24 protein-coding genes and 1 tRNA gene are annotated in these 21375 nt (G+C 57.3%); 11 read left to right on the top strand and 14 right to left on the bottom strand.

Annotated elements, in window-relative coordinates; translation table 11 throughout:
- Positions 1–136 precede the first annotated feature (136 nt).
- Positions 137–463, top strand: coding sequence for a hypothetical protein (locus WG936_RS09075; protein WP_339572725.1), 327 nt, complete (start codon positions 137–139; stop codon positions 461–463).
- Positions 464–631: 168 nt separating this feature from the next.
- Positions 632–1402, top strand: coding sequence for an Abi family protein (locus tag WG936_RS09070; protein WP_339572724.1), 771 nt, complete (start codon positions 632–634; stop codon positions 1400–1402).
- A 300-nt stretch (positions 1403–1702) separates the two neighbouring features.
- On the opposite strand, the gene WG936_RS09065 is transcribed toward WG936_RS09070, so the two are convergent.
- The 8 genes from WG936_RS09065 to WG936_RS09030 all read right to left on the bottom strand — a co-directional run bounded on the left by WG936_RS09065 (position 1703) and on the right by WG936_RS09030 (position 7771).
- Positions 1703–2002, bottom strand: coding sequence for a hypothetical protein (locus WG936_RS09065; protein ID WP_339572723.1), 300 nt, complete (start codon positions 2000–2002; stop codon positions 1703–1705).
- Positions 2003–2490: 488 nt separating this feature from the next.
- Positions 2491–4074, bottom strand: a complete 1584-nt coding sequence (locus WG936_RS09060; protein ID WP_339572722.1) for a DUF5906 domain-containing protein — start codon at positions 4072–4074, stop codon at positions 2491–2493.
- An 81-nt stretch (positions 4075–4155) separates the two neighbouring features.
- Positions 4156–4764, bottom strand: coding sequence for a hypothetical protein (locus WG936_RS09055; protein WP_339572721.1), 609 nt, complete (start codon positions 4762–4764; stop codon positions 4156–4158).
- Entirely contained in the window at positions 4761–5159 is a 399-nt protein-coding gene (locus WG936_RS09050; RefSeq protein WP_339572720.1) for a hypothetical protein, read from the bottom strand. Before WG936_RS09050 ends, WG936_RS09055 begins: the two co-directional genes overlap by 4 nt.
- Before the next feature lies 1 nt (position 5160).
- The gene (locus tag WG936_RS09045; protein WP_339572719.1) at positions 5161–5367 is read right to left on the bottom strand and encodes a helix-turn-helix domain-containing protein; all 207 of its coding nucleotides are present in this window, start codon (positions 5365–5367) and stop codon (positions 5161–5163) included.
- A gap of 135 nt (positions 5368–5502) precedes the next feature.
- Positions 5503–6204, bottom strand: coding sequence for a hypothetical protein (locus tag WG936_RS09040; RefSeq protein ID WP_339572718.1), 702 nt, complete (start codon positions 6202–6204; stop codon positions 5503–5505).
- A gap of 32 nt (positions 6205–6236) precedes the next feature.
- Positions 6237–7304 (bottom strand): tyrosine-type recombinase/integrase, encoded by a 1068-nt coding sequence (locus tag WG936_RS09035; RefSeq protein ID WP_339572717.1) that lies wholly within the window; start codon positions 7302–7304, stop codon positions 6237–6239.
- A 379-nt stretch (positions 7305–7683) separates the two neighbouring features.
- Positions 7684–7771: transfer RNA gene (locus WG936_RS09030), tRNA-Ser, on the bottom strand.
- A 117-nt stretch (positions 7772–7888) separates the two neighbouring features.
- Here WG936_RS09030 and WG936_RS09025 point away from each other — a divergent pair.
- Both WG936_RS09025 and WG936_RS09020 read left to right on the top strand, forming a co-directional pair.
- Positions 7889–8833, top strand: a complete 945-nt coding sequence (locus tag WG936_RS09025) for an NAD(P)H-quinone oxidoreductase (RefSeq protein ID WP_339572730.1) — start codon at positions 7889–7891, stop codon at positions 8831–8833.
- A gap of 9 nt (positions 8834–8842) precedes the next feature.
- Entirely contained in the window at positions 8843–10090 is a 1248-nt protein-coding gene (locus WG936_RS09020) for a hypothetical protein (RefSeq protein ID WP_339572716.1), read from the top strand.
- Here WG936_RS09020 and WG936_RS09015 read toward each other — a convergent pair.
- Positions 10087–11328 carry an aminotransferase class V-fold PLP-dependent enzyme gene (locus tag WG936_RS09015; protein WP_339564127.1) on the bottom strand — a complete coding sequence of 414 codons (1242 nt, stop codon included), beginning with the start codon at positions 11326–11328 and terminating at the stop codon, positions 10087–10089. The genes WG936_RS09020 and WG936_RS09015 overlap by 4 nt on opposite strands.
- Positions 11329–11441: 113 nt before the next feature.
- On the opposite strand from WG936_RS09015, the gene wzm reads away from it, so the two are divergent.
- From wzm to glfT1, 3 genes are read left to right on the top strand one after another with little or no spacing between them, the layout of a single operon-like run.
- On the top strand, positions 11442–12290 hold the full coding sequence (gene wzm / locus WG936_RS09010; RefSeq protein ID WP_339572729.1) for a galactan export ABC transporter permease subunit Wzm/RfbD: 849 nt from the start codon (positions 11442–11444) through the stop codon (positions 12288–12290).
- 10 nt (positions 12291–12300) lie between these two features.
- Positions 12301–13092, top strand: coding sequence for a galactan export ABC transporter ATP-binding subunit Wzt/RfbE (gene wzt / locus WG936_RS09005; RefSeq protein ID WP_339572715.1), 792 nt, complete (start codon positions 12301–12303; stop codon positions 13090–13092).
- Positions 13092–13991 (top strand): galactofuranosyltransferase GlfT1, encoded by a 900-nt coding sequence (gene glfT1, locus WG936_RS09000; protein WP_339572714.1) that lies wholly within the window; start codon positions 13092–13094, stop codon positions 13989–13991. The genes wzt and glfT1 overlap by 1 nt, the downstream gene beginning before the upstream one ends.
- A gap of 91 nt (positions 13992–14082) precedes the next feature.
- Here the strand turns inward: glfT1 and WG936_RS08995 are convergent, their stop codons facing one another.
- From WG936_RS08995 to WG936_RS08980, 4 genes are read right to left on the bottom strand one after another with little or no spacing between them, the layout of a single operon-like run.
- On the bottom strand, positions 14083–14466 hold the full coding sequence (locus tag WG936_RS08995; RefSeq protein ID WP_339572728.1) for a GtrA family protein: 384 nt from the start codon (positions 14464–14466) through the stop codon (positions 14083–14085).
- A gap of 17 nt (positions 14467–14483) precedes the next feature.
- Positions 14484–15233 carry a hypothetical protein gene (locus WG936_RS08990; protein WP_339564130.1) on the bottom strand — a complete coding sequence of 250 codons (750 nt, stop codon included), beginning with the start codon at positions 15231–15233 and terminating at the stop codon, positions 14484–14486.
- 23 nt (positions 15234–15256) lie between these two features.
- Positions 15257–16297, bottom strand: coding sequence for an IS1096 element passenger TnpR family protein (locus tag WG936_RS08985; RefSeq protein WP_339564131.1), 1041 nt, complete (start codon positions 16295–16297; stop codon positions 15257–15259).
- A 17-nt stretch (positions 16298–16314) separates the two neighbouring features.
- Positions 16315–16704 (bottom strand): hypothetical protein, encoded by a 390-nt coding sequence (locus WG936_RS08980; RefSeq protein ID WP_339572713.1) that lies wholly within the window; start codon positions 16702–16704, stop codon positions 16315–16317.
- Positions 16705–16722: 18 nt separating this feature from the next.
- Between WG936_RS08980 and WG936_RS08975 the strand changes: the two genes are divergently transcribed.
- Positions 16723–16950 carry a hypothetical protein gene (locus tag WG936_RS08975; protein ID WP_339564133.1) on the top strand — a complete coding sequence of 76 codons (228 nt, stop codon included), beginning with the start codon at positions 16723–16725 and terminating at the stop codon, positions 16948–16950.
- A 3-nt stretch (positions 16951–16953) separates the two neighbouring features.
- On the opposite strand, the gene WG936_RS08970 is transcribed toward WG936_RS08975, so the two are convergent.
- Complete coding sequence (locus tag WG936_RS08970) at positions 16954–17091, bottom strand: hypothetical protein (RefSeq protein ID WP_339564134.1); 138 nt, start codon at positions 17089–17091, stop codon at positions 16954–16956.
- A 193-nt stretch (positions 17092–17284) separates the two neighbouring features.
- Here WG936_RS08970 and WG936_RS08965 point away from each other — a divergent pair, with 193 nt between their 5' ends.
- Genes WG936_RS08965 through WG936_RS08955 form a run of 3 tightly spaced genes read left to right on the top strand, consistent with a single transcriptional unit; the run spans position 17285 to position 21364 of the window.
- Positions 17285–18676, top strand: a complete 1392-nt coding sequence (locus tag WG936_RS08965; protein WP_339564135.1) for an FAD-binding oxidoreductase — start codon at positions 17285–17287, stop codon at positions 18674–18676.
- On the top strand, positions 18677–19420 hold the full coding sequence (locus WG936_RS08960) for a decaprenylphospho-beta-D-erythro-pentofuranosid-2-ulose 2-reductase (protein WP_339564136.1): 744 nt from the start codon (positions 18677–18679) through the stop codon (positions 19418–19420).
- Between the two features lie 9 nt (positions 19421–19429).
- Entirely contained in the window at positions 19430–21364 is a 1935-nt protein-coding gene (locus WG936_RS08955; RefSeq protein ID WP_339572712.1) for a galactan 5-O-arabinofuranosyltransferase, read from the top strand.
- Positions 21365–21375: the final 11 nt, after the last annotated feature.

Raw genomic sequence — 21375 nt, 5'->3', positions numbered from 1 at the left:
CGACTTCACCAAAGCCTGGACTACCGTACGCCGGCTGAGGTCGAGCACGAATTTTGGATGAGTAGCCCAGAACAAGAAATAATAGAAATCAAGGCAAACGCCTAGGAACAAAACCCGGGGCACTTCACACCTCAGCGTGGACACCGCCACCCACACCGCGCACCTACTCATGGACATGTCAGGCAAGTGGGTGCCCAGCTATTGCGGCGACATGAACCCCAGCCAGGTGTACAGCGCGCAGGGTATCGGTTGCGCGCCACACATGACACCCACCATCGGGCACCTACTACGCGACACTAAACAGCTTCAGCTCAACAGCCAGCCCGTAGCCTACTGCCCGGCGTGCATGAGCATGGCCATGTGTCAGGCGGAAATGCTGGGACAGCGATACAAGATCAAAACCACCATTCAGGCAATGGACGCCCTGCCAGGCAAACAAAAGCACGCAAACTGGCACAATTGATCCAAAACAAAAACTACCCGAGGGGTCGATTGATCCTCGGGTAGTTCTTCTGGGTAACAGTCACAAGTCCTGCTTGTAACTTTCATGACCGAGTGTAGACGAATTTACTCGGAATGCCAACACTCCCGTAAGCTAGGCGTGTCCACCTGCGCTATTGAAAGACCCTTTATGTCCACCCCTCAATGGTCAAAATTTGAAGCGGCACTGAGCAAACCACGGCTGCAGCCTTACTTGATTTCTGCACACGGGAATCAAGAATTAGCCATAAGTCTTTACCGCTGGAATCTTGAACTTTCAGTAGCTTTCCTGGAAGTACTTGCACCTACTGAAGTCATCGTAAGAAACGCTATCGACAGGGAACTTCGACTTTGGAACCATTCACGAAAGAAACCTGGAGGTGTATTCTTCAGCGAGAACTGGACATCTGACCCTGCACCCCAGCTTTCGATGTTGAGAAGTGCACTCAGAAATGCGCAAGATCAAGCCAATAAGTCAGCAATGGCACGCTCGGCAAACCATCCCCGCTACAACTCAAGCGTAAACCACGATGACGTGCTAGCTCAACTGACTTTTGGAACATGGCATAGAATCCTCCCGTCAAGTCAACCGGGCAACAAGCGCAAACAACTACTCTGGAACCATGCCCTAGTAAAAGCATTCCCCTATGCAGCAGGTAAGAACGCGGATCAAATACTAAAAGTGAGTGGCGAGCAAATGGTCTACTCCCGGTTGAGAAACCTCAGCCAACTTCGTAATCGCGCCGCACATATGGAGCCTTTGCTAGAGGTGAAAGTCAGCCGTCGTCTAAAAGATGTGTTTGACCTGATCCACTACGTCGATCCAGGTATGTACAGCTGGGTAAAGGGAATGTCCCGAGTCGCTGAAGTTAACTCTCGCCGCCCGGATATTCCAGCACAAGATTTGAGGAATACAAGCTAACCCGTAAGTTTTCGGCACCCTGAAGAAAGTCCTGACTGCAGGCAACGGGGCGGAGTCAGGTGGGGAAACTCCCCAATATTTCAGGCACCCCCTCGGGGAGAGAGACAACCTGACTGCAGGCAAACGGGGCGGAGTCAGGTGCCCATGCCCTCCAAGATTAAAGGGGCGGGCACCGGTTCCCCGTGAAACATTTTCTCGCGCGCGCGATGGGGGTGGCCAAATTTTGTGGGGAGAGAGGACACCACCCGCCCTAAAGGTGTCCACCAGGCAGGGGTTTTCGTGATTGTCGACGCCCTCCCCTTACAGCTCCCCGCGCTGCCGCTCCAGCAGCTCATACAGCAGCGCCGTGGTGGGGAACGTTGACAGGGCGGCACCCTGCCCACGCCCCGCAACCTCAGCAGCAGTAAGCACACCAGCATGCTGCAGGGCGCTTATGACGTCGTACCCGTATACTCGGGCTACCGCCAGGACTACGTGCGCTGGTGGCTGGTCAGCTTTAGCGGCACGGCTAATGGTGGTGTGTGACATGCCCGTGCGCTGTTCAATATCGCGTGTGGAGTCGTGGGTTATCCGCTGCAGCCAGTTCACATTACCAGTCATGCGTTTCAGATTAGCACCACATGAGGTAACGTGAAACAGGTGCACATACAGCGACAGGTTCCCTATTTGTACTGGTCACAGGCTCGCCGGCATAGTATGCACCACACTGGAAACAATAGCTGTCCGATAAGATAGATTATGTCAAAATGTAAAAAGTATGCACCACGCTTGCATAAAGTGATGTAACCTCGGGAATCCCCCAAACCCGTACACAACCCGAGCAACTATGCCCTCGGGGTTCCAGCGGGCCACAGGCAGGGGTTATCCCCCTCCCCGTCGCAACCGGGTACTAGGTACCCCAGAGAGAGATAACTTCATGTCTCGGGGACTCTCCCCCAGCCACCATCTAGGCTCAGGATACTTTTGGGTGAAATTCCCTGAGATTCTGAGATTCACCACTCTCCCCTATCACTACCAGCATAAACACGTCTCAGAACCTGGTAGAGACAGGCGGAAAGCGGATTGAGAAACTGAGATTAGGCCCGGCGCTAAAACAGAACAGGTTGCCCTTGCCGTGGTGCTAACTCCACTGGAGTGTCGGCGGCCAAAGGCTCCCCAGCGTCACGCGGTTGTGGCTTATCCCGGCGCGCCTGGTCATTGCGGATACGCTCAGCAATCACGCTCTTTTCCGTCCTGTATCGCTCAAAGGAACTGGTGAACTGGCACCCAGAAATGCACCGTGGTTGTTCTCGCTTCCCTTGCCACATGCCCTTAGGTTTGGAAATATCCAAGCCCAGCCGCTCCAGGTAGGACTCAATGCCGTCCAGGCTTTTCTCCCCGCTGGCAATCCTTGAGTCTGTGTTTCGTGCCCAGTCCAGCAGGGCGGCCCTCACGTCGTGGGTTGCCAGCACGTCGCAGGGTTCACCGGTAATGCGCAATGCTTCATCGTAGAAATCGAACGTTGCCAGCGCTGCAGCTTTCAGCCTATCCAGCACCATGTCATGCGTATCTGGCACGGTGAAGTGTCCCTGACGTTGCAGGCGCTGCAGTCCAACCATTGCCCAGTTGAATACGCCGGGCATTTCCTCAGCGATCTTTTCAGGCAGCGCGCTATCCTCCAGGGCAGTGCCCCGTACCTTTTGCCGAAAGAAAACGCCCATGAAACGGGTAGGGGCTACACCTGAGACGTCCAGCAAAGGCAGCACCGTGTTGGTGCAGATAATGACGTTGGCGTCAATCCTCACCGTTTTCCGGTTGCCGTACTTAGGCTCCACCACAATATCGTCCTGCCCGGTCACTTTCAGCAGCAGCTCAGCGAACTTGCGCGGGTCATGGACACTACGCATGTCAGCAAAGGAAATCAGCTTTTTGCCCACCCATGACGATGTTGTGTGCTTGCCTGTGTCTCCATCGGCGCTCACCTTATTGCCCGCACCCACAACCATGGTGCAGACCTTTTCGTACACGGACTGACCGGCACCAGATTCACCCATGAGGTACAGCCCTTTTTGTAGATCGGTACGACCTCGGGCAATGTAGCCCATGTACTCCTGCAGGAACAGCAAGGTGTTGGGCTGCCCTTTACATGCATGCTCAATGTAGGCGTCGAAATGCGGGCACGTCGCGCCGGGCTGGTAGTCATAATCCAGCTTCCACGCATTTGGGTAACGCGGGGAATGGCACCCCACCAAGGCCTGTGTTTCGACGTCGAACACGCCATTAGCCATGACAATGTACCGCTCGTGAGTCTTGCCCGCTTCTACCCCTGTTGGCACGGTCATTGCCAGGGCGTCACGCAGGCTACGGATACCAGCAGCGTTAGCAACCCAGGTACTTTCCTTATCGTCATTGGGTTCCGCACGCTCCAGCGACTCCAGGGCACTGGTACCAGGAACACGCCTAATCAGTGGCCTGCCACTTACAGCAAATGCCAGCAAGCGCTCCACGTCCCTGTCTGAAACTGTTGTCCAGATACCACCGGCCCATAGCTGCCATTCGTTCCCCTGCACATGGCGCAGAGATGGCACACCGTCGATGGTGAACAACTGGTGTTGCACCACCGTGGCGTTATCAATTTCATGGGCTTTGTGAAACAGTTTCACCTCGGGTGTTGTCTCAATTTCCCTATCCAATCTCAACACAACCTTGAGATGGATTACCGCAGGTAAAACAGCTAGAAAAATATAATCTCAGAATCTCAGAGGGGAAAGCAGTCACAGATTCTCCCCCGCTTCTATGCGCTTCAGCAGCCCTCGCAAATGCGGTACCGACTCCAGAGCCACCGAAACGTGCTCTACCGTCCCAGTCGACGCTTCCACTAGCGACCTGCCCAGCACCTCAGCGCCATGCAGCGCCCGCATACGCCGCAACCCTGCAGCCACCCGGCGCGCTGCAAACAACGTTGTCGGGTGAGCATGTTGGGCATTAAGCCAAAGTTGCTCCAGCGGGTTACCGATTACCCATTCACCACTCGCTTGCAAGGACTCCAGCACGGCCATTTTTGCCAGCACCGTGCCTCCCTCCCCGCTATCCACCTGCCATCGGGCTACACGTTGCACATGGCCCCATAGCGTGCGTGCGTGTGTACTAAAGAAATCCCGCTCTCCAAGTTCCTTGCCCAGCACAACAACGTCACCGGCACGCAGGGCCACGCACTGCGTGAACATCTCCAGCTCTTGGCTCACGTATGTTGCCCGCTCAGGCTCTCGGGTACCATTGGTTTCAGAGTGATGTTGTTCTGTATGCGCTCCAGCTTGCCGGGCTGGGGCGTTTTCTTTTGCCGTGCTTACCTCGGGATTGAGCACTTGGTCATGCCAGCTCATGCTGCACCACCGCCGTTGTTGCCACCGTCGAACCACGGCATGACAGCGTGCTCATACCCGGCGCGCTGCAGCTCCACCGGCACGGCGTGCTGGGCAGCGTCCAACAGGGCTAGAGCAAGGGCGCGTAGGTCATGGCGGGAACACTCCACCAGCACGGGCACGTTGTCTACCCGCTCAATTTTGAGTATGTACCGGGCGGTTCTCAGGTCAGTGCTCGGGGTACGGTGACAATGCACCTCAACCACCCCGTGCGGGTCGGCGTCCACATTCCCGTCCGCGTCCATGGCGGTGTCCAGCAGTTCGCCCCACAGGGCAGTCTCAGCAACCTGCACCCACTGGGGCTTATCGCGCCGGGGCGACGGGGCTTGCTCTCCCATATTGTGTACCAAGCGCATGTTAGGCCACCTCGTTCCAGCGGGTGGTTGCGGTGGCGTCCATCATGGCGTCGACTTCAGCGGCGTCTAGGCGGATTATGCGGGAACTCGGGCGGTAGGCGGTGAGCTTGCCCTGAGCAATCCAGCGGCGGACTGTTTTGGTGTGTACCCGTGCTCGGGCAGCAGCTTCCTGAATGGACTCATATTGACGATTGGGTGCTTTTTGCACTTTAAATCTCTAGTTTCTGCAATGCTTTGGAACGGCAAGGCATGCTTACGCCGCCCCAAGGCACCGAAGCTTGGGTAATAGGCGACTACCTTGCGATTAGCATTTAGAGTCCGTTAATTAGTCTACCATAGTCCACTATTGTCTACCTAGGGACATTCTCAACAGTTTCAGCTCCACACGATCATGTCCGGCGCGCTTGAATTTCCAAAGCACTGCCCGCAATTTCGGTTCACTCACCTGGAATCGGGGAAAGCCGTAAACAACATCACCATTTGAATTACGACGGTCGATGAATACGGGAGAGTGCTGCATATTCTCTATCGCTAAGAGGTTGGCACCTGATTTCGCTAGGAATTTTCTCGAGCGCTTATCCCCCTCTCGTGAATCGACAGCTGGAATTGTCGCCTCCGTATCGAAGCTCCCATCTGGCCGAATTCCAGGAATCACGCCCATGGCATTAATTGCAGGCTGATTGTAATAAGTCGGACGCGGTCGTTCCCCCTTGCTTACATGCACCTGAAACACCCTGCACGGCTTGTCGTTATGCGATTCAAGGTAGAACACAGCCAACCTGTGTCCCTTATTGTCGACTACTTCAATCGGTTCAAACCAGCACTGCTGAATTAGCCTTATTCGCGCCGCCCGGTGTAAAGGCAGCACGTCTGGATTCTCGATGTAGTTTGTACACAATTGCATGGCTTCATCACCCAGCAGCGACCGTTCATTGACCGCCGTGATTGGACGATTGATGCTCAGCCCAGAAAGACGCCCATCATGGCTATGACACACAATCATGTATTGCTTCACCCCATCAACAGTTTTCTTTGAGAATCCCACGTCCCCTAACCTCCCCCACCCGGCGCGCCGGGCTAGTTGTTGTCTTGCCCGGTGCTTATGGCACGACGTGCCATAGCTTGTTTAGCCTTACGTTCAGCGGCGCGCTTAGCCCTCAGCCCAGCCTTACGCTCAGTGGCTTGCTTCACCGCTTCAGCGTCGACCACAGGGGCAGCCATGCGGTTAGCCAGCTCAGCGTCACGCTCACTAGTCGCATGCTGGTACCTAAGCGCGCTTGCTGTCGTGGAGTGCCCCAGGCGCGCCATAACCTCAGGCATGCTTGCCCCAGCCCGCGCAAATTCAGTGCCACCGTAATGCCTAAGGTCATGGCTGGAGACGTCCCCACGGTCGACGGTCTCCCCGGCGCGTTTCAGCATGCGGTTAAACCGGCGCCGGTCACTCCACCCACCATCGGCATTAGGGAACAGTAAAGCGTCACGTGACTTATCTTTCATGGTGTCCATATGTCCAATTAGCAGGGGGATTAGGTGCCCAGGCACCATTACCCAGCGCTGTCTCTTGCCTTTAGTCTCAGCCACGTATTTATCCCCCGCCGCTGTTTCCTTAACGGCACGCACCACATGAAATCGGGCGCCGACCACCTCCCCGTCTTTCACGTCCAGGGCTACGTCCTTACGCCTAAGCTCAGACCATTCACCAATGCGTAGCACACACCCACCGGCGACCTGCACGGCCACCCGGTAGTGCTCGGGTACCGCCGCTGCAATGCCCTGTAGTTGCTTCACCGTGAGCAAAGGTTTCTGTTGTGCTTCAGGCGACTTGCCAGCGCCCTTGATGTACACCAGGGTAAGTTCTATCAGCCCAGCTTCGACAGCGTGCTTAAACAAGGTAGCCAGCAGTGAATAGCTATCGGCGTTGCGCTTGTGCGTGGTGGGAGTCTTAGCGCGCATGGACACCCACCAGTCCAGCACCATTGCCCGGTCGACGTCGACCAGTGGCACGTCCCCCAGCCACGGCTTAATCCTGTTGCGGAAAATCGACCGGTAGGTGCCCTCAGTCGTGGCAGGGTACCCGGCCTGCACCAGCATGAGGTCAAAGTAAGCGGCCACCGTGGTGGCGTTACGTGCCCGGCGCGCTTCCACAACCTCGGGCGGCTCCCACGTGCCTAGCTCCAGCTGCCTGGAGATAACCGACAGGAACCCTCAGCGTCTTGAATGGCTGCGAATGTTTGGGGTGTTGTGTAGTGCTTTTCATCGGCGCCTTTGTAACGCGCCTGGAAACGTCCGCTGGGCAGTTTGCGGATTGACCCGAATCCTTTACGTCGGTTGCGTTGTTTCTTTGCTGGCATGCGCTTCACCTCCAGGCGTTCCCGTCATGACACTTTTGGCACGTGCCATAAACGTGCCATACCTAAGGGGTTTCATGTCCCCTTGTGTCCACTTGTGCTCTTAGCATATCATGGGAACTACCAGCACAAACAGAACAAAACCCCCGCTCATCACTGAACAGGGGTTTTGGGTTTGGCGGAAGTGGAGGGATTTGAACCCCCGGATAGTTTCCCATCGCTGGTTTTCAAGACCAGTGCATTCGGCCGCTCTGCCACACTTCCAACGCAAAACCTTTCGACACGAGTGCCGAGGAAAAGCGTACCCAGAATGATAGCCGATACCCCGTCCAAAATCCCAAATCCTCGATACCCTGGTTAGTCATGAGCACCAGCACAGAAATGACGGCCATCCTCGCCCAAGACAAGACACCCACCCTCTGCACTGTCCCACGCCCTGAAATCGCTGATGGTGAGGTGCTGGTAAAGGTCAAAGCCGTGGGGGTAAACCGCGGGGACTTGCTGCAAGTTGCGGGCCACTACCCACCTCCTCCGGAGGTCAGCGAGGTCCTCGGCCTTGAATGCGCGGGCTTCATTGAAGATCCCGGGACCACGTCTCGTGCCAAAGGCGAGGAAGTTGCCTGCCTTCTTGCCGGAGGTGGCTATGCGGAATTCGTTGCTGTTCCAGAAGGGCAACTTTTCCCTGTTCCTGCTGGCTGGTCCATGACTGAGGCTGCCGCGATTGTTGAAGTCGCCGCCACCGTCCACTCGAATATGCAACTTGCAGGCCTAAAGGCCGGGGATACCCTACTCATTCACGGCGGCGCGGGCGGAATTGGCACCTTTGCCATCCAGTACGCCAAGGCGCTGGGATGCACCGTGGCTGTCACTGCCGGTAGCGCGGAAAAGCTCGATGTTTGTCGGCAGCTGGGCGCGGACATCCTCATTAACTACCGGGAGGAGGACTTCGCCGAGGTCATGAAGAACAAATGCAACGTGATCCTGGACATCATCGGCGCAAAGTACCTCGACCAGAACGTCCGCGCCCTCGCGATGGACGGACACCTGATCATCATCGGCATGCAAGGCGGGGTGAAGGGGGAGCTTAATATCGGCCGGCTCCTCACGAAACGTGCCAGCATTTCTGCCACCGCACTGCGCGCCCGCGATCTCGCTGACAAGGCTCGGATCGTCGCCGACACTGTGCACACCGTCTGGCCAATGCTTGCCGACGGCCGGATCAACCACCACCTCAGCACCGAACTCCCCCTCGCCGAAGCCGCAAAGGCGCATCAGATGCTTAAGGAGGGCGCGGTCACGGGCAAAATTGTCCTTGTTGTGGCTTAGGATATTCGGGTGCGCTTTCTGAATCCGATTCTCTTGGTGCTGGGCTGGGCGGTGACCCGCCTACTGTTGGTACGGCAATCCTTTGGTCGCCACCGCTGGATCTTTGGCGATGTCCACTACTACTTCTCCGAAATCCTTAAGGAGCGTAGTGGCCAGGTCGCGCTGAAGGAGTACCCGGAGGCTAACCTGTGGTTGATTCGCTTGATCGATCACTTTGCCCCGGATTCCCAAACCAGCATTGAGTACAGCTATGTCGGGTTCATCTTGGTGCTGGATTTCCTCTTCTTCCTCCTGCTGCTTCGGAGGGGCCACCGCCTGGCGAGTTGGTTCTGGGTCGCCTTTGGGCTGGTGGTCGGTCCGATTTATCTCACTCGATTGGATCTGATTCCTGGGCTTTTGGTGGGCGTTTTCGCCTACCTCTTGGCGCGCCACCAAAAACTGGCGGCGGCGTTCTTGGGCGCTGCAACGATGATGAAGCTGTGGCCTGGGGTTTTAGCAGCAGTGTTGGTCGGCCATTTCAAGAGCCTTCAGTCTTGGCTGCGCATCGCGGCGTTTGGCGGAACAATGGTGGTAATGGCCCTGATAACTACTCTGACGTTGGGCTTCGACCGCCTACTGTCACCGCTCAGTTACCAGGGGGAACGCGGACTTCAGATTGAGTCTGTTGCAGCTACACCTTTCATGGTTTTAGCGTCGACAGGCGGCGGTGGCTACCGCATCTCCTATGCGCCGTCGAAAAGCTTTGAGGTTGTGGGCCCTGGTGTTGCCACTGCCACGCAGGTTGCCTCCCTGGCGCTCTACGCGGTGGTGTTGTTTGCCGCGTTTATCCTGCTGCGCCGGCTGACTAGCCTGACGTGGCGTGCCTCGGAGTCGGTTGCGCTCGCGGTGGTGCTGACGGTGGCCATGTTGGTAACCAACAAAGTGTTTTCTCCGCAGTATATTGTGTGGCTCGCACCTATCTTCGCCGTCGCACTCTGCTTCAGCAAGTCCCCGAAGCTGCGGCAAGCCGCGGTGCTCGTGTTAGTGATTACGTGGCTCACGCAGCTGATCTACCCTGCGAATTACACGACGCTGATGACGAATGACCCCGACTTTCTGCCGACGCTGCTCCTCACGCTTCGCAACGCGGCGATGATACTGCTGATGGTGCTGAGCCTGCAATGGTGGCGTTGGGAAACTCGGCAGCCCTTAGCTGCCGTCCATAACCCGCCGGAGGCAGCACTACATGGTCGGCACCGCGAAGCAATTCAGCACTAGGCCAACGAGGCCAGCACCCGAGTGAGCTGATCAATGTCAGCCATGGTGTTATACGGGCCAAGTCCGACGGTGATTGCTCCGCCTTCTTCGAAGGTCCCCATCGCTTCCAAAAGCGGGTTACGCGGGCTAAGAGAGGTGACCAGGCCATTGGTGAGCAAGCGGCGTTGAACAGTCGCCGCCGGCACCCCAGGAACCATAAACGTCACCCGCGGCACACGATCCAGGTCAATGGCACCATGTCCCGCAGCTTCACCGCTGATGCCCAGCAGGTGAACGCTCGGCAAGCTGTTGAGCGAGTGCAGCAAATGCGCTGTGAGACGTCGCGAGTAAGCATCAATGTCTGACATCGCCCGCCGCAGACGCGTGCCACGAGTGCCACCCGGCGCAGCAAAATGCGCATAAAGATCAACGATTGCGGTCACGCCGCCGGCTAAGCCCACAGAATGCCCGCCGAGCTCTAGCTTCGCCGCTTTATCGACGCCCGCAGCCGGGTTAACAGATGCCAGCAGAGGGAACATCGAGGTATCCCGGAACACCAATGCGGCCATCTGCGGCCCGCCCATCGGCGCGAATTCTACGACCGCAATATCCGCGCCCCACTCGTCGATAGAGATGGCGCGATAGGGCGCTACCGCGGAGGCATCAACCAAAATCCAGGCGCGGGATTTAGACCTCACGATGTCAGAGATTGCAGCAACATCAGTGACCATTCCGGTCAGTGGGTGCGCGGCGGGCACGACAACGAAACGCGTCGAACCATTAACCACTTCTTCATATTGCCAAGCCGGAAGCTCCCCGGTACCGAGATCCGGTTCCGCCCAGACGACCTTCGAATCAGTGCGCAGGAATGGGCGGGTAACAGCGTCATCATCTACCTTGTTCAGCAAAACCTGCGTAGACCTGCGCAGCCGAGGAGCCAACGCCTCCGCCAGACTACGTAATAGCACTGCCTTGTTCGGGCCGAGTACTACGCGATCAGGGGCGGCACCGGTGAGATCTGCTACTGCAGCACGCGCGGCATCAAGAAAGCAGTCTCCAACGTTGGCACCGATTTCAGCGGCGCGTGAATGGGTACCAGACAGCGGGCTACGTTCATCCATGAGGACCGCAGAGCGGAAAGCTGTGGTGACAGCCGAGGAGACACGCTCCGGGATCTGGGCACCCTCATGCGCATTGAGGTAGGTCCAGCCGTCGCTAAGCGAGGTGTAGTGGCCTCTCGCATAGGCGACATCGAACATACGAAACTCCTGGACTTGAAAAATCTAGTTAACTGGCACCCGCTTACCCCGCTAAGCATACCGTGACGGCTAGGCTCTTAGGAGTGTCACATAAAGCAGCAGATCTCGAGCGGATGACCCGCGTTGACCAGTCCGATGCCCCTGCATCTAGGTCGATGACCTTTTCCGCAGCCTGGGCCGACCTTGTTCGCGGATTCAAGCAACACGAGCTATGGTTGCAGCTCGGTTGGCAGGATATCAAGCAGCGCTACCGTCGCTCGGTATTAGGTCCGTTATGGATAACCATTGCCACTGGTGTGATGGCGCTTGCTCTCGGCTTGCTCTACTCCTTATTGTTCCGGATTTCACTCGCGGAATTCCTGCCACACGTCACCGTTGGCCTCATCATGTGGGGCTTCATCTCCGGCGCCATCAAAGAAGGCTCGGACATCTTCATTGATAACGAGGGGCTGATTAAACAACTGCCCTCGGCACTGTCCGTGCACGTCTACCGTCTTGTCTGGCGTCAGACGCTGTTCCTAGCGCACAACCTAGTGATCTGGGTGGTGCTCATGCTCGTCTTCCCGCGTCACTTGGGTTGGGATATTTTGCTGGCCATCCCAGCTCTGGTTTTGCTGATCATCAACGGTGTATGGGTGGCCATGTTCTTTGGCATTGTGGCAACCCGCTACCGCGATGTCGCCCCATTGTTGGAGGCACTGGTGCAATTGCTGTTTTACGTCACCCCCATCGTGTGGACTACCCACACCTTAAAAACCGCGGGCCCGGAGATGGCGACCCGCGCGCGGATCGTGGAGCTCAATCCGCTGTACCACTACATGGAAGTCATCCGCGCACCGCTTATCGGCGCCCCGCTACCGATGTACCACTGGTACGTTGTGCTCGGCTGCACTGCTGGTGGCCTTATCCTCGCGATGCTGGCAATGAAACAGTGGCGCTACCGCGTGAGCTACTGGGTTTAGGAGTTTAGACATGGTTTCCATCGATACTTACAACGCTTGCGTGGATTTCCCCATCTTCGACGCCAAGTCCCGCTCTATGAAGAAAGCCTTCCTTGGTGCCGCTGGCGGTGCCATCGGCCGCAATTCCAATAACACAGTGGTCGTCGAAGCTCTCAAAGATATCAACCTCCACCTGCGCGAAGGCGACCGCGTCGGCCTCGTCGGGCATAACGGCGCTGGCAAATCGACGCTGCTGCGTCTGCTCTCCGGCATCTACGAACCCACCCGTGGTTCTGCCCACATTCGTGGCCGCGTCGCGCCGGTCTTTGACCTTGGCGTGGGCATGGACCCTGAGATCTCCGGCTACGAAAACATCATCATCCGCGGGCTCTTCCTTGGCCAGACACGCAAGCAGATGAAGGACAAAATGGAGGAGATCGCTGACTTCTCCGAGCTCGGCGAATACCTAGCTATGCCACTACGCACCTACTCCACCGGCATGCGTATCCGGCTAGCCCTTGGCGTGGTCACTTCGATCGAGCCTGAGATTTTGCTTCTCGACGAAGGCATCGGCGCCGTCGATGCCGCGTTCATGACCAAGGCTCGGATACGCCTGCAAGAGCTGGTCAAACGCTCTGGCATCCTGGTCTTTGCCTCACACTCCAATGACTTCCTGGCGCAGCTCTGCGATACCGCGCTCTGGGTTGACCACGGCACCATCCGCCAATCCGGCACCGTTCCCGATGTCGTGGAAGCATATGAAGGAAAGGGTGCCGCCGACCATGTGCGTCGCCTGCTGACCCGCATGGAAGAGGAGAAGTAATGCGCCTGTCCCGCACTGACCGCGTTGCCGCGGTGATCGTCACCCACAAGCGCGTCGATATGCTCCGCGCCTCACTAGAGGTCGTGGCAGCACAAACCCGCCCGGTGGAATGGATCATCGTGGTGGACAATGGCTGCGAAGACAGCGTGAAGTCCCTGGTCACTCAGGTCTGCGGCGCACGCGGCGTGTATCTTCCCTCTCAGACGAACCTCGGTGGCGCCGGCGGCTTCGCCTACGGTTTCCTCACCGCACTGGCCCTCGGGGCAGATGCGATTTGGTGCGCGGATGACGACGGCCGTCCCGAAGACTCACACGTGCTCGGTGCGCTCTATGACTGCGCGCTCGAAAACGGCTTGGCTGAGGTGTCCCCTGTGGTCGTCGACAAGGCTGAACCAGAAACGCTCGCCTTCCCACTGCGCCGCGGCCTCACCTGGCGTCGCAAACGCTCCGAACTTGGCGATGGCTTCCTGCCGGGCATCGCTTCCCTATTCAACGGCGCGCTCATCTCGGCGAAAGCAATGGAGCAGATCGGCGTGCCCGATTACCGACTCTTCATCCGCGGCGACGAAGTGGAATACCACCGCCGACTCGTCCGTTCCGGGCTTCCTTTCGGCACCTGCCTAAGCACCGCATACTTACATCCGAACGGCTCTGACGAGTTCAAGCCGATCCTGGGTGGCCGGATGCATACTCAGTACCCGTCCTCGGATTCCAAGCGCTTCTTCACCTACCGCAACCGCGGCTACCTGATGAACCAGCCTGGCATGCGCAAACTGCTCCCCCAGGAATACGCGCGCTTCGCTTGGTTCTTCCTCGTACAGGAAAAGGATCCTGCCGGCTTCCGCGAGTGGCTCAAGCTGCACAAGATGGGACGCGAGGAGAAATTCAAGCGACCTTAGGAAGCGAGCTTGCGACTTGCTGAATTTGTCACTTCCCCTGGTAGTTTTCCGGCGGCGAATTCCTACCAGAGGAAGTGACAAATTCGGCGAGCTACTTAAAAATGAGCATCCGCTGTGCGAAGAAGTTGATCACGGTAGCGATGCCTTGCGCAAAGACAAAAGCACCAACAGAGGCAACAAGCATAGGCGCGTGCGGCTCTAGGAGATGGAAACCCCAGGCATAAAGCGTCATGTTGAGCCATCCGGTAACGGTATAGAGAATCGCTACGTAGAACAACCGCTTCCAGGAGTGATCGGCCTGGAAAGTCCAGCGACGGTTGATCACATAGGCCGTGATAGTTCCGAAGATGAACCCTACGAGTCGCGCCCGAGATGCCGCGAAACCAAACAGAAATTGAGTGAGCGCCGTGAAGCCCCAGTCAACGACCGCTGAAATAATGCCGGAAATAATGAATCGATAGCTCTGGGTTTTCATATCCACGAGGAAGTAGCCTACCCTGCGAGCAGGTTTCGATAAATCTCCAAGCGGTCAACGGGCGATTTGGCGTGTCTCCCATAAGCCCCGAGCCGTGCCAATCCGGTCAGAGATGAAGCGCACAGGGCGCGGATGGTCGGTGCCTGCAGTGGGCTGCCGTCATCGTCAACCCACCCCAGGGTCGCCATTGTGCCCTCTAGTAGCTGATCAGACATTTCAGGGCCGCTGAAGCACGAGAGCACCAGCACCATCACCCAGTAGGCATCACGGGCTGCCGGGTCAGACTCCACCGGGAATTCCGCCAGCGGGGACAGCGCCTGGCGCAGATCGAGGGCTTGGAGCAGTGGCACGAAGTCATACAGACCCCCGCGTTCTATGAGTTCACGCACTTCTGGGTTGGTGAGTGATAGCACAGCAGAGACGGTTTCCCGCCCGGTGAGTTCGGTGTTTACCGTGGCGAGGTTGAAGTCGTCGGAAAGCGAACCATCGCCGCCGATACACAGGGCGCGCGGGGTGCCCTCATCGCGTGGGTAGGCATCGACGACCCGGATATCAACCTGCCACAGCCCCCACTCATAAGTGAATTCAGCGGGGATGCGCGAGCTGCCCTCAAGCCCGGGGAAGGACGAGGGGCCATCACTGGGGTCGAAACCGAAAATGATGTCAAGTACCCGCCGGAGCTCATCAAGGCACATGGTGTCATTGACTCCGAGGTGCCGGTACACATCAGTCCCCCGAACCCCAGCCCAGAGAATCAAGGAGCGCATGCGCCCCAGCCTAGTTAAGGATCCTAGGAGGCGCGGAGAACAGCGCGGAGGAATTCGCGGCGTGGTTTGGAAAGAGGGCCACCCAATACCAGGTCATCGCCCACTATGATCCCGAGACTGCGCAACACGTCCATCGTTTGAAGAGTCAGCGAATCCACCTCGGCCAGGGTCGTACGCTGCCCGGTCCATGCCATTCCCTCCAGAATGAAGGTCGTAGCGGCACCAAAGGGCATGGAGGAGATCAGCGCGATCAGGCGGAGCCAAGCTGCATCGTTGCCGCGGGTATCGCGTTCCAACGGCAGGCGGTGCGCGATGTGCCGCCACTTGTCCAGATCTGTAGTCAGCCCTAGTCGCGCGTCGTCGAGGTCAAGAAGCGCTACCAACCGGGCGTCGGCAAGCAACGGTGCGATCATCTTCGCGGCCTCGCCTTCAGCCACGTCCGCCGGGGCGTCGATGTCCAAAAACGCCACCAGCTGTGCTGTTTCCCACATTCCCGTGCGGAAAATTAAGTCTCGCAGACTCGGTTTGACGTGCGCCATCTTCGCGAACACCCAGCGCTCCGCATCCAACTCCCGGTTGACATCGCCAAGGTCGAAAGCGAGGTTCCCTAGTGTTCCTTCACCATCAATGCACAAGGTCTCCAGACGGGGCGTGCGCTGAATCTCTGAGACCAAGTTGATGTCAATGCTGAGAGGCTCGGCAAAATGGGAAACAAAACGCAGGTCAGCAACCTTAAGCAACTCGCCAAGCGTTACTGTTTCGGAAGGTGTGCCGGCGGCGTCGAAACGCACGAGAGTCGGCGCCGGCATGACTACCGCCGCGTTTTCCTCATTGCCCGCGGCCGCTGAATCCAATTGCAAAAAGGCATGCTCAGCTGGCTCTACAATGTCGAAGGCAACTTGCAGGATACGTGCGAAACGCTCCATACCAATGTCAGCCGGTACCCGGAGCCTGCGCCACACTTGCCCACTGGTCGCCTGCACTAGCAGCGCCTGGCCGTCGAGCACAGGCTCACGACGCAGCGGGCGCTGCAACTCAGGATCAGTCAGTGGTACGAAGCTCACGCTTCGAATGCTAAAGCCTAAGCGTTACTTTGGCAGTACGAGTACGTTACTGCTCCCACCGCCAGCCCTTCTGCAACGCGGGCGAAAGGACTCTTAAGCAGGCGCTTTTCTACGCCGGCAAAGCCAATCACAGTCAAAACTGCTCCGCCAATAACTCCCCAAGTTTTTAGCAGCGAACCCGGATCCCCCGCAGGTACGTCAGATTCCGGGCCGGCTTGATCGCCGATATCCCCGATCCGGTGCCGCACGCGGTCCACAATCACTGCGGGATCATTATTCGGATCATCGTCAGTGGAATTGAGATATGCCACAGTGCCAATCCCCGCGCCCAAAGCAAGCAAGCGGTTGACGGGCTTGCGCAACGCAGCAGACAGGCCAACAGATACTGCAAGAATGAAATCGTCCATGGCTACTAGTATGGACTCATGTTTGGATTTATGAAGAAAAAAGCCGCAACCGATCATACGGCTGCGGCTTTGACCAACACCCCGCTCAGCAATGAGCTCACGATGATGCTGGCTCAGGAGCTCCCGCTCCTGGACTCTAAAGACCGCGTACGAGTGTACGAGATCCTAGAGTCTTACGAGGGTCCTACGATCACCCGGCAAGAAGACTTGCCACAGGAGATCAAAGGCATGCTCGACCTCGATTAACTACTAGGAAGAGATAGCAGAAGAGGTGTTGTCGAACAGGGTGGTTGCAACGTTAAAAACGCCCTGCAGGCCACCGGTGAACAGGTTCAGCAGACCCTGAACTGCGCCAACAATGCCGTCGAAAAGTGCGTTGAAATCCATAATGATTCCTTTCTCGTTGATCGATTGGAGTTCCTAGTGTTGCAGCGAAACAAGCTAAGAACAAACCTTTTTGAAAGGTAGCATTTAATAACCTCGGCCATAAGTCCAGTTCAACTCGACAACCTAAAAATGTGACAGACCCCCCATTTGTGGGGTGCAGCGACCGCCATGAAAGACGAGTAGCCTTGTTGGCGTGACTAAACAACAAGTACTGACAGGTTGGGGCCGAACTGCCCCAACAACTGCGCAGGTATTGTCCACTCCTGATGTGGAGTCGATTGTTCGCGCAGTGAAAGAAGCTGCTGAAAAGAACGACCGTGGCGTGATTGCACGTGGCATGGGCCGCTCCTATGGCGACCCAGCACAAAACGCCGGTGGCCTGGTTATCGATATGCAGCCGCTTAACCAGATCCACTCCATCGACACGGAGACCGCGATTGTCGACGTCGATGGTGGCGTCACCCTCGACCAGCTGATGAAAGCCGCCTTGCCATACGGCCTCTGGGTTCCGGTCCTGCCAGGTACCCGCCAGGTGACCATCGGCGGCGCAATCGGCCCCGACATCCACGGCAAGAACCACCACTCTGCTGGTTCCTTCGGCGACCACGTCGTCTCCATGGAACTGCTCGTGGCTGATGGACGCATCCTGCACATCGAACCAAACGGCACCCCAGAAGACCCACAGGGCGACCTGTTCTGGGCCACCATTGGCGGCATGGGCCTCACCGGCATCATCATGCGCGCCCGCATCAAGATGACCCGCACCGAAACCGCCTACTTCATTGCAGACGGTGACCTCACCCAAAACCTAGATGAAACCATCGAGTTCCACTCCGATGGCTCCGAAACCAACTACACCTATTCTTCTGCTTGGTTCGACGCGATCTCCCCAGAGCCAAAGCTCGGTCGCGCGGCCATTTCCCGTGGTTCGCTGGCCACCCTGGCCCAGCTGGAAGAGCTCAATCCGAAGCTCGCCAAAGATCCACTGAAGTTCAATGCACCACAGCTGGTCACTGTGCCAGACATCTTCCCTAGCTTCACCATGAACAAGCTATCCATGATGGCAATCGGCGAACTGTGGTGGCTCAAGTCTGGCACCTACAAGAATCAGGTCCAGAATCTGACGCAGTTCTACCAGCCGCTCGACCTGATCGGCGAGTGGAACCGTGGCTACGGCAAGAAGGGTTTCTTGCAGTACCAGTTCGTAGTCCCACGCGAAGCCGTGGAACCATTCAAGGACATCGTTAAGGACATCCAAAAGTCCGGCCACTACTCTGCGCTGAACGTGTTCAAGCTGTTTGGTGAAGGCAACAAGGCACCACTGTCCTACCCAATGCCAGGCTGGAACGTCTGCGTGGACTTCCCAATCAAGGCTGGCCTCGGCCAGTTCCTCGATGATCTGGACAAGCGCGTCATGGAATTCGGCGGCCGTCTCTACCTAGCCAAGGAATCCCGTACCTCCGCAGAGAATTTCCACCAGATGTACCCAGGCATGGCGGACTGGCTCAAGATCCGCAACGAGATCGACCCGACCGGCGTCTTTGCATCCGACATGTCCCGCCGCCTTGAATTGGGAGGAAAGTAAATGCTGAACGCAGTAGGAAAACCACAGCACATCGTGCTGCTCGGCGGTAACTCCGACATCGGACTCGCCATCATTGAGGAGTACCTGCAGAAGGGTGCTGCCAAGGTCACGCTGTGCAACCGCACGCGCCCTGAAGCGGCTATCGAGGCCGTCGAAAAGCTCGGCGGCACTGCCGAGTTCATCGAGTTCGACGCCACCGACTTCGCCTCCCACGAGGACGTCTTCGCGCAGATCGACGGCGATATTGACGTCGCCATCGTCGCCTTCGGCATCCTCGGAGACAATGAAGAGCAGTGGCAGAACCAGGCCAAGGCCGTGGAAGCCGCTCAGATCAACTACACCGGCGCCGTATCCGTTGGTGTGTTGCTGGCTAACCGTATGAAGGCACAGCACCACGGCACCATTGTGGCCCTGAGCTCCGTTGCCGGCATCAAGGTACGCCGCTCCAACTTCGTATACGGCTCCACTAAGGCTGGTTTCGACAGCTTCTACACCGAGCTCGGCGAGGCCCTGCGCGAATACGGCGTAAATGTGCTTGTTGTTCGCCCGGGACAGGTGCGCACTAAGATGAGCGCAGATGTTAAGGAAGCCCCACTTACCGTTGACCGCGAAGCCGTGGCCACCGCGGTGGTGGATGCTGTACAGAACCGCAAGCAGGTACTGTGGGTTCACCCTGCATTCCAAGCTGTCATGATGGTGCTGCAGCATATTCCGAAACCAATTTTCCGTAAGTTGCCGCTGTAAAGAGAGAACATGAACGTCGTCGAGAATTACAAAGCAGACACCTTAAGTTTCCGCTCCACAATCCTCGCGATGTTCGCCGCTACAGTTGGCGGCGCAGTATTCACGCTGGCATGTTGGTTTGTCCTCAAGTCAACCAACCTGCCAGCGTTTGGCGGTTCTTATGTCTCCCGCGCCATCGCCACAGCCTGCTCGAGCGCAATCATCATCGGCGTGAGCCTGCTATTGCTGTGGTGGTTGCGGGATCAACACCGCGATTCCGTGCGCCCCAAGTGGCGCACCATCCTTACTTATCTGGCGGCTTACCTTGCCCCAGCCGGACTTGTGGTCTCCAACTTGGCTATTCCACTGTCAGCAACACGCCTCTATTTGGATGGCGTCACTGTGGACCAGGGATTCCGCACCCAGTTCCTCACCCGCATGACGGCTGAATTCGGCCTACAGGATATGAACTACATCGGGCTACCGTCGTTTTACCCTGGTGCCTGGTTTTGGTTCGGCGGTAGGTTTGCCAATCTCCTCGGCCTGCCCGGCTGGGAGGCGTACCAGCCCTGGGCTTTAGTCTCCATTGCCGCGATGACCTCTGCATTGGTGCCACTGTGGCAACGCTTGAGCGGCAGTCTTCCAGTCGCCGTGGGCATCGCCCTAGTCAACACCACCATCTTTTTGGTGATGAGTCCGGAGGAGCCCTATGCAGGCATCGTGGCACTGGGTATCCCGGTAGCCGCGGTGTTGATGTCTCGCACCCTACACGGCAGCTGGGCCGCCGCCGCTGGCCTGGCAATCTACCTTGGACTTTCTGCCGCGACGTACACCATCTTCACTGCAGCAGTGGCACTCAGCGTAGTAGTGATCACTCTTGTGTACGCGATCCTGGTCGAGCGTTCTTGGCAGCCCATTATCAAGTTGACCTTGGTGGGAGTCACTTCGATGGCCATCGCTGCGATCGTATGGGCGCCGTACCTGATCAAGCTACTCAGTGGCGCACCGCGCAGCGATAGCAGCGCTACGCACTATCTGCCCCTGGAGGGCACGGAGGTGCCGTTGCCGATACTCTCCCCGACTCTGATTGGCCTTCTGTGCGTCATTGGCATTGTGTTCTTGGTATTCCGCTTTAACGATTTTGATGTGCGCGCCATGGCAGTGACCCTGATCGTTATCTACGGTTGGCTTATCGGATCTATGGTGTACACCTTGGCTGGCAACACTCTGCTCGGCTTCCGCCTGGATATCCTGGTCTCGCTACTCTTGGGCACCGCAGGTGTTTTGGGCATCTCGGACTTCCGACTCAACGGCGTCCGCAAGTTCTACCCCGCTCGTACGGATGTGGCTTTTTCCACCAAAGTCTCGGCTGTGATGGTGATCCTCTTGATGATCGGTGGCGTAGCTTATGCTCAGTTGATCCCCAACCGCACAGCTGTGGCCATCGATCTGGCCTACACCGATACCGATGGCTACGGTGAGCGCGCAGACAAATTCCCGGCTGATTCGGCAAAGTACTTCCCGGAGATCGATGCCTACCTCCGCGAGTCCGGCCATGAACCCACCAACACCGTGGTGCTTACCGACGTCAAGGACTTCCTCTCCTTCCATCCCTATTACGGCTACCAGGCATCTACCAGCCACTACGCCAACCCGCTGGGCGAATTTGAGGCACGCAACGACCTCATTGAAAGCTGGGCGGTGCGCTCCCACGAGGATTTGAAGGATCCGGCGGCGTTTTCCGCCGAGATAGCCCGCTCTCCTTGGCGCGCCCCAGATGTCTTCATCCTTCATGGCGATAGCACCGATCCGAAAAGCCCGTGGAAGTACGATCTAGCTGAGGATATCTACCCGAATAATCCAAACGTTCGTTCCCGTGGTGTCTATTTCAACCCAGCAGCTTTCCAGGATTGGGACATCAAGCAGGTAGGTCCATTTGTGGTAGTTGTTAAGCCAGTGACGTAGAGTAATGATTT

This window comes from Corynebacterium sp. H127 (assembly GCF_037482665.1).
Lineage (GTDB): Bacteria > Actinomycetota > Actinomycetes > Mycobacteriales > Mycobacteriaceae > Corynebacterium.
This window is presented reverse-complemented; position numbering and strand designations above follow the sequence as displayed.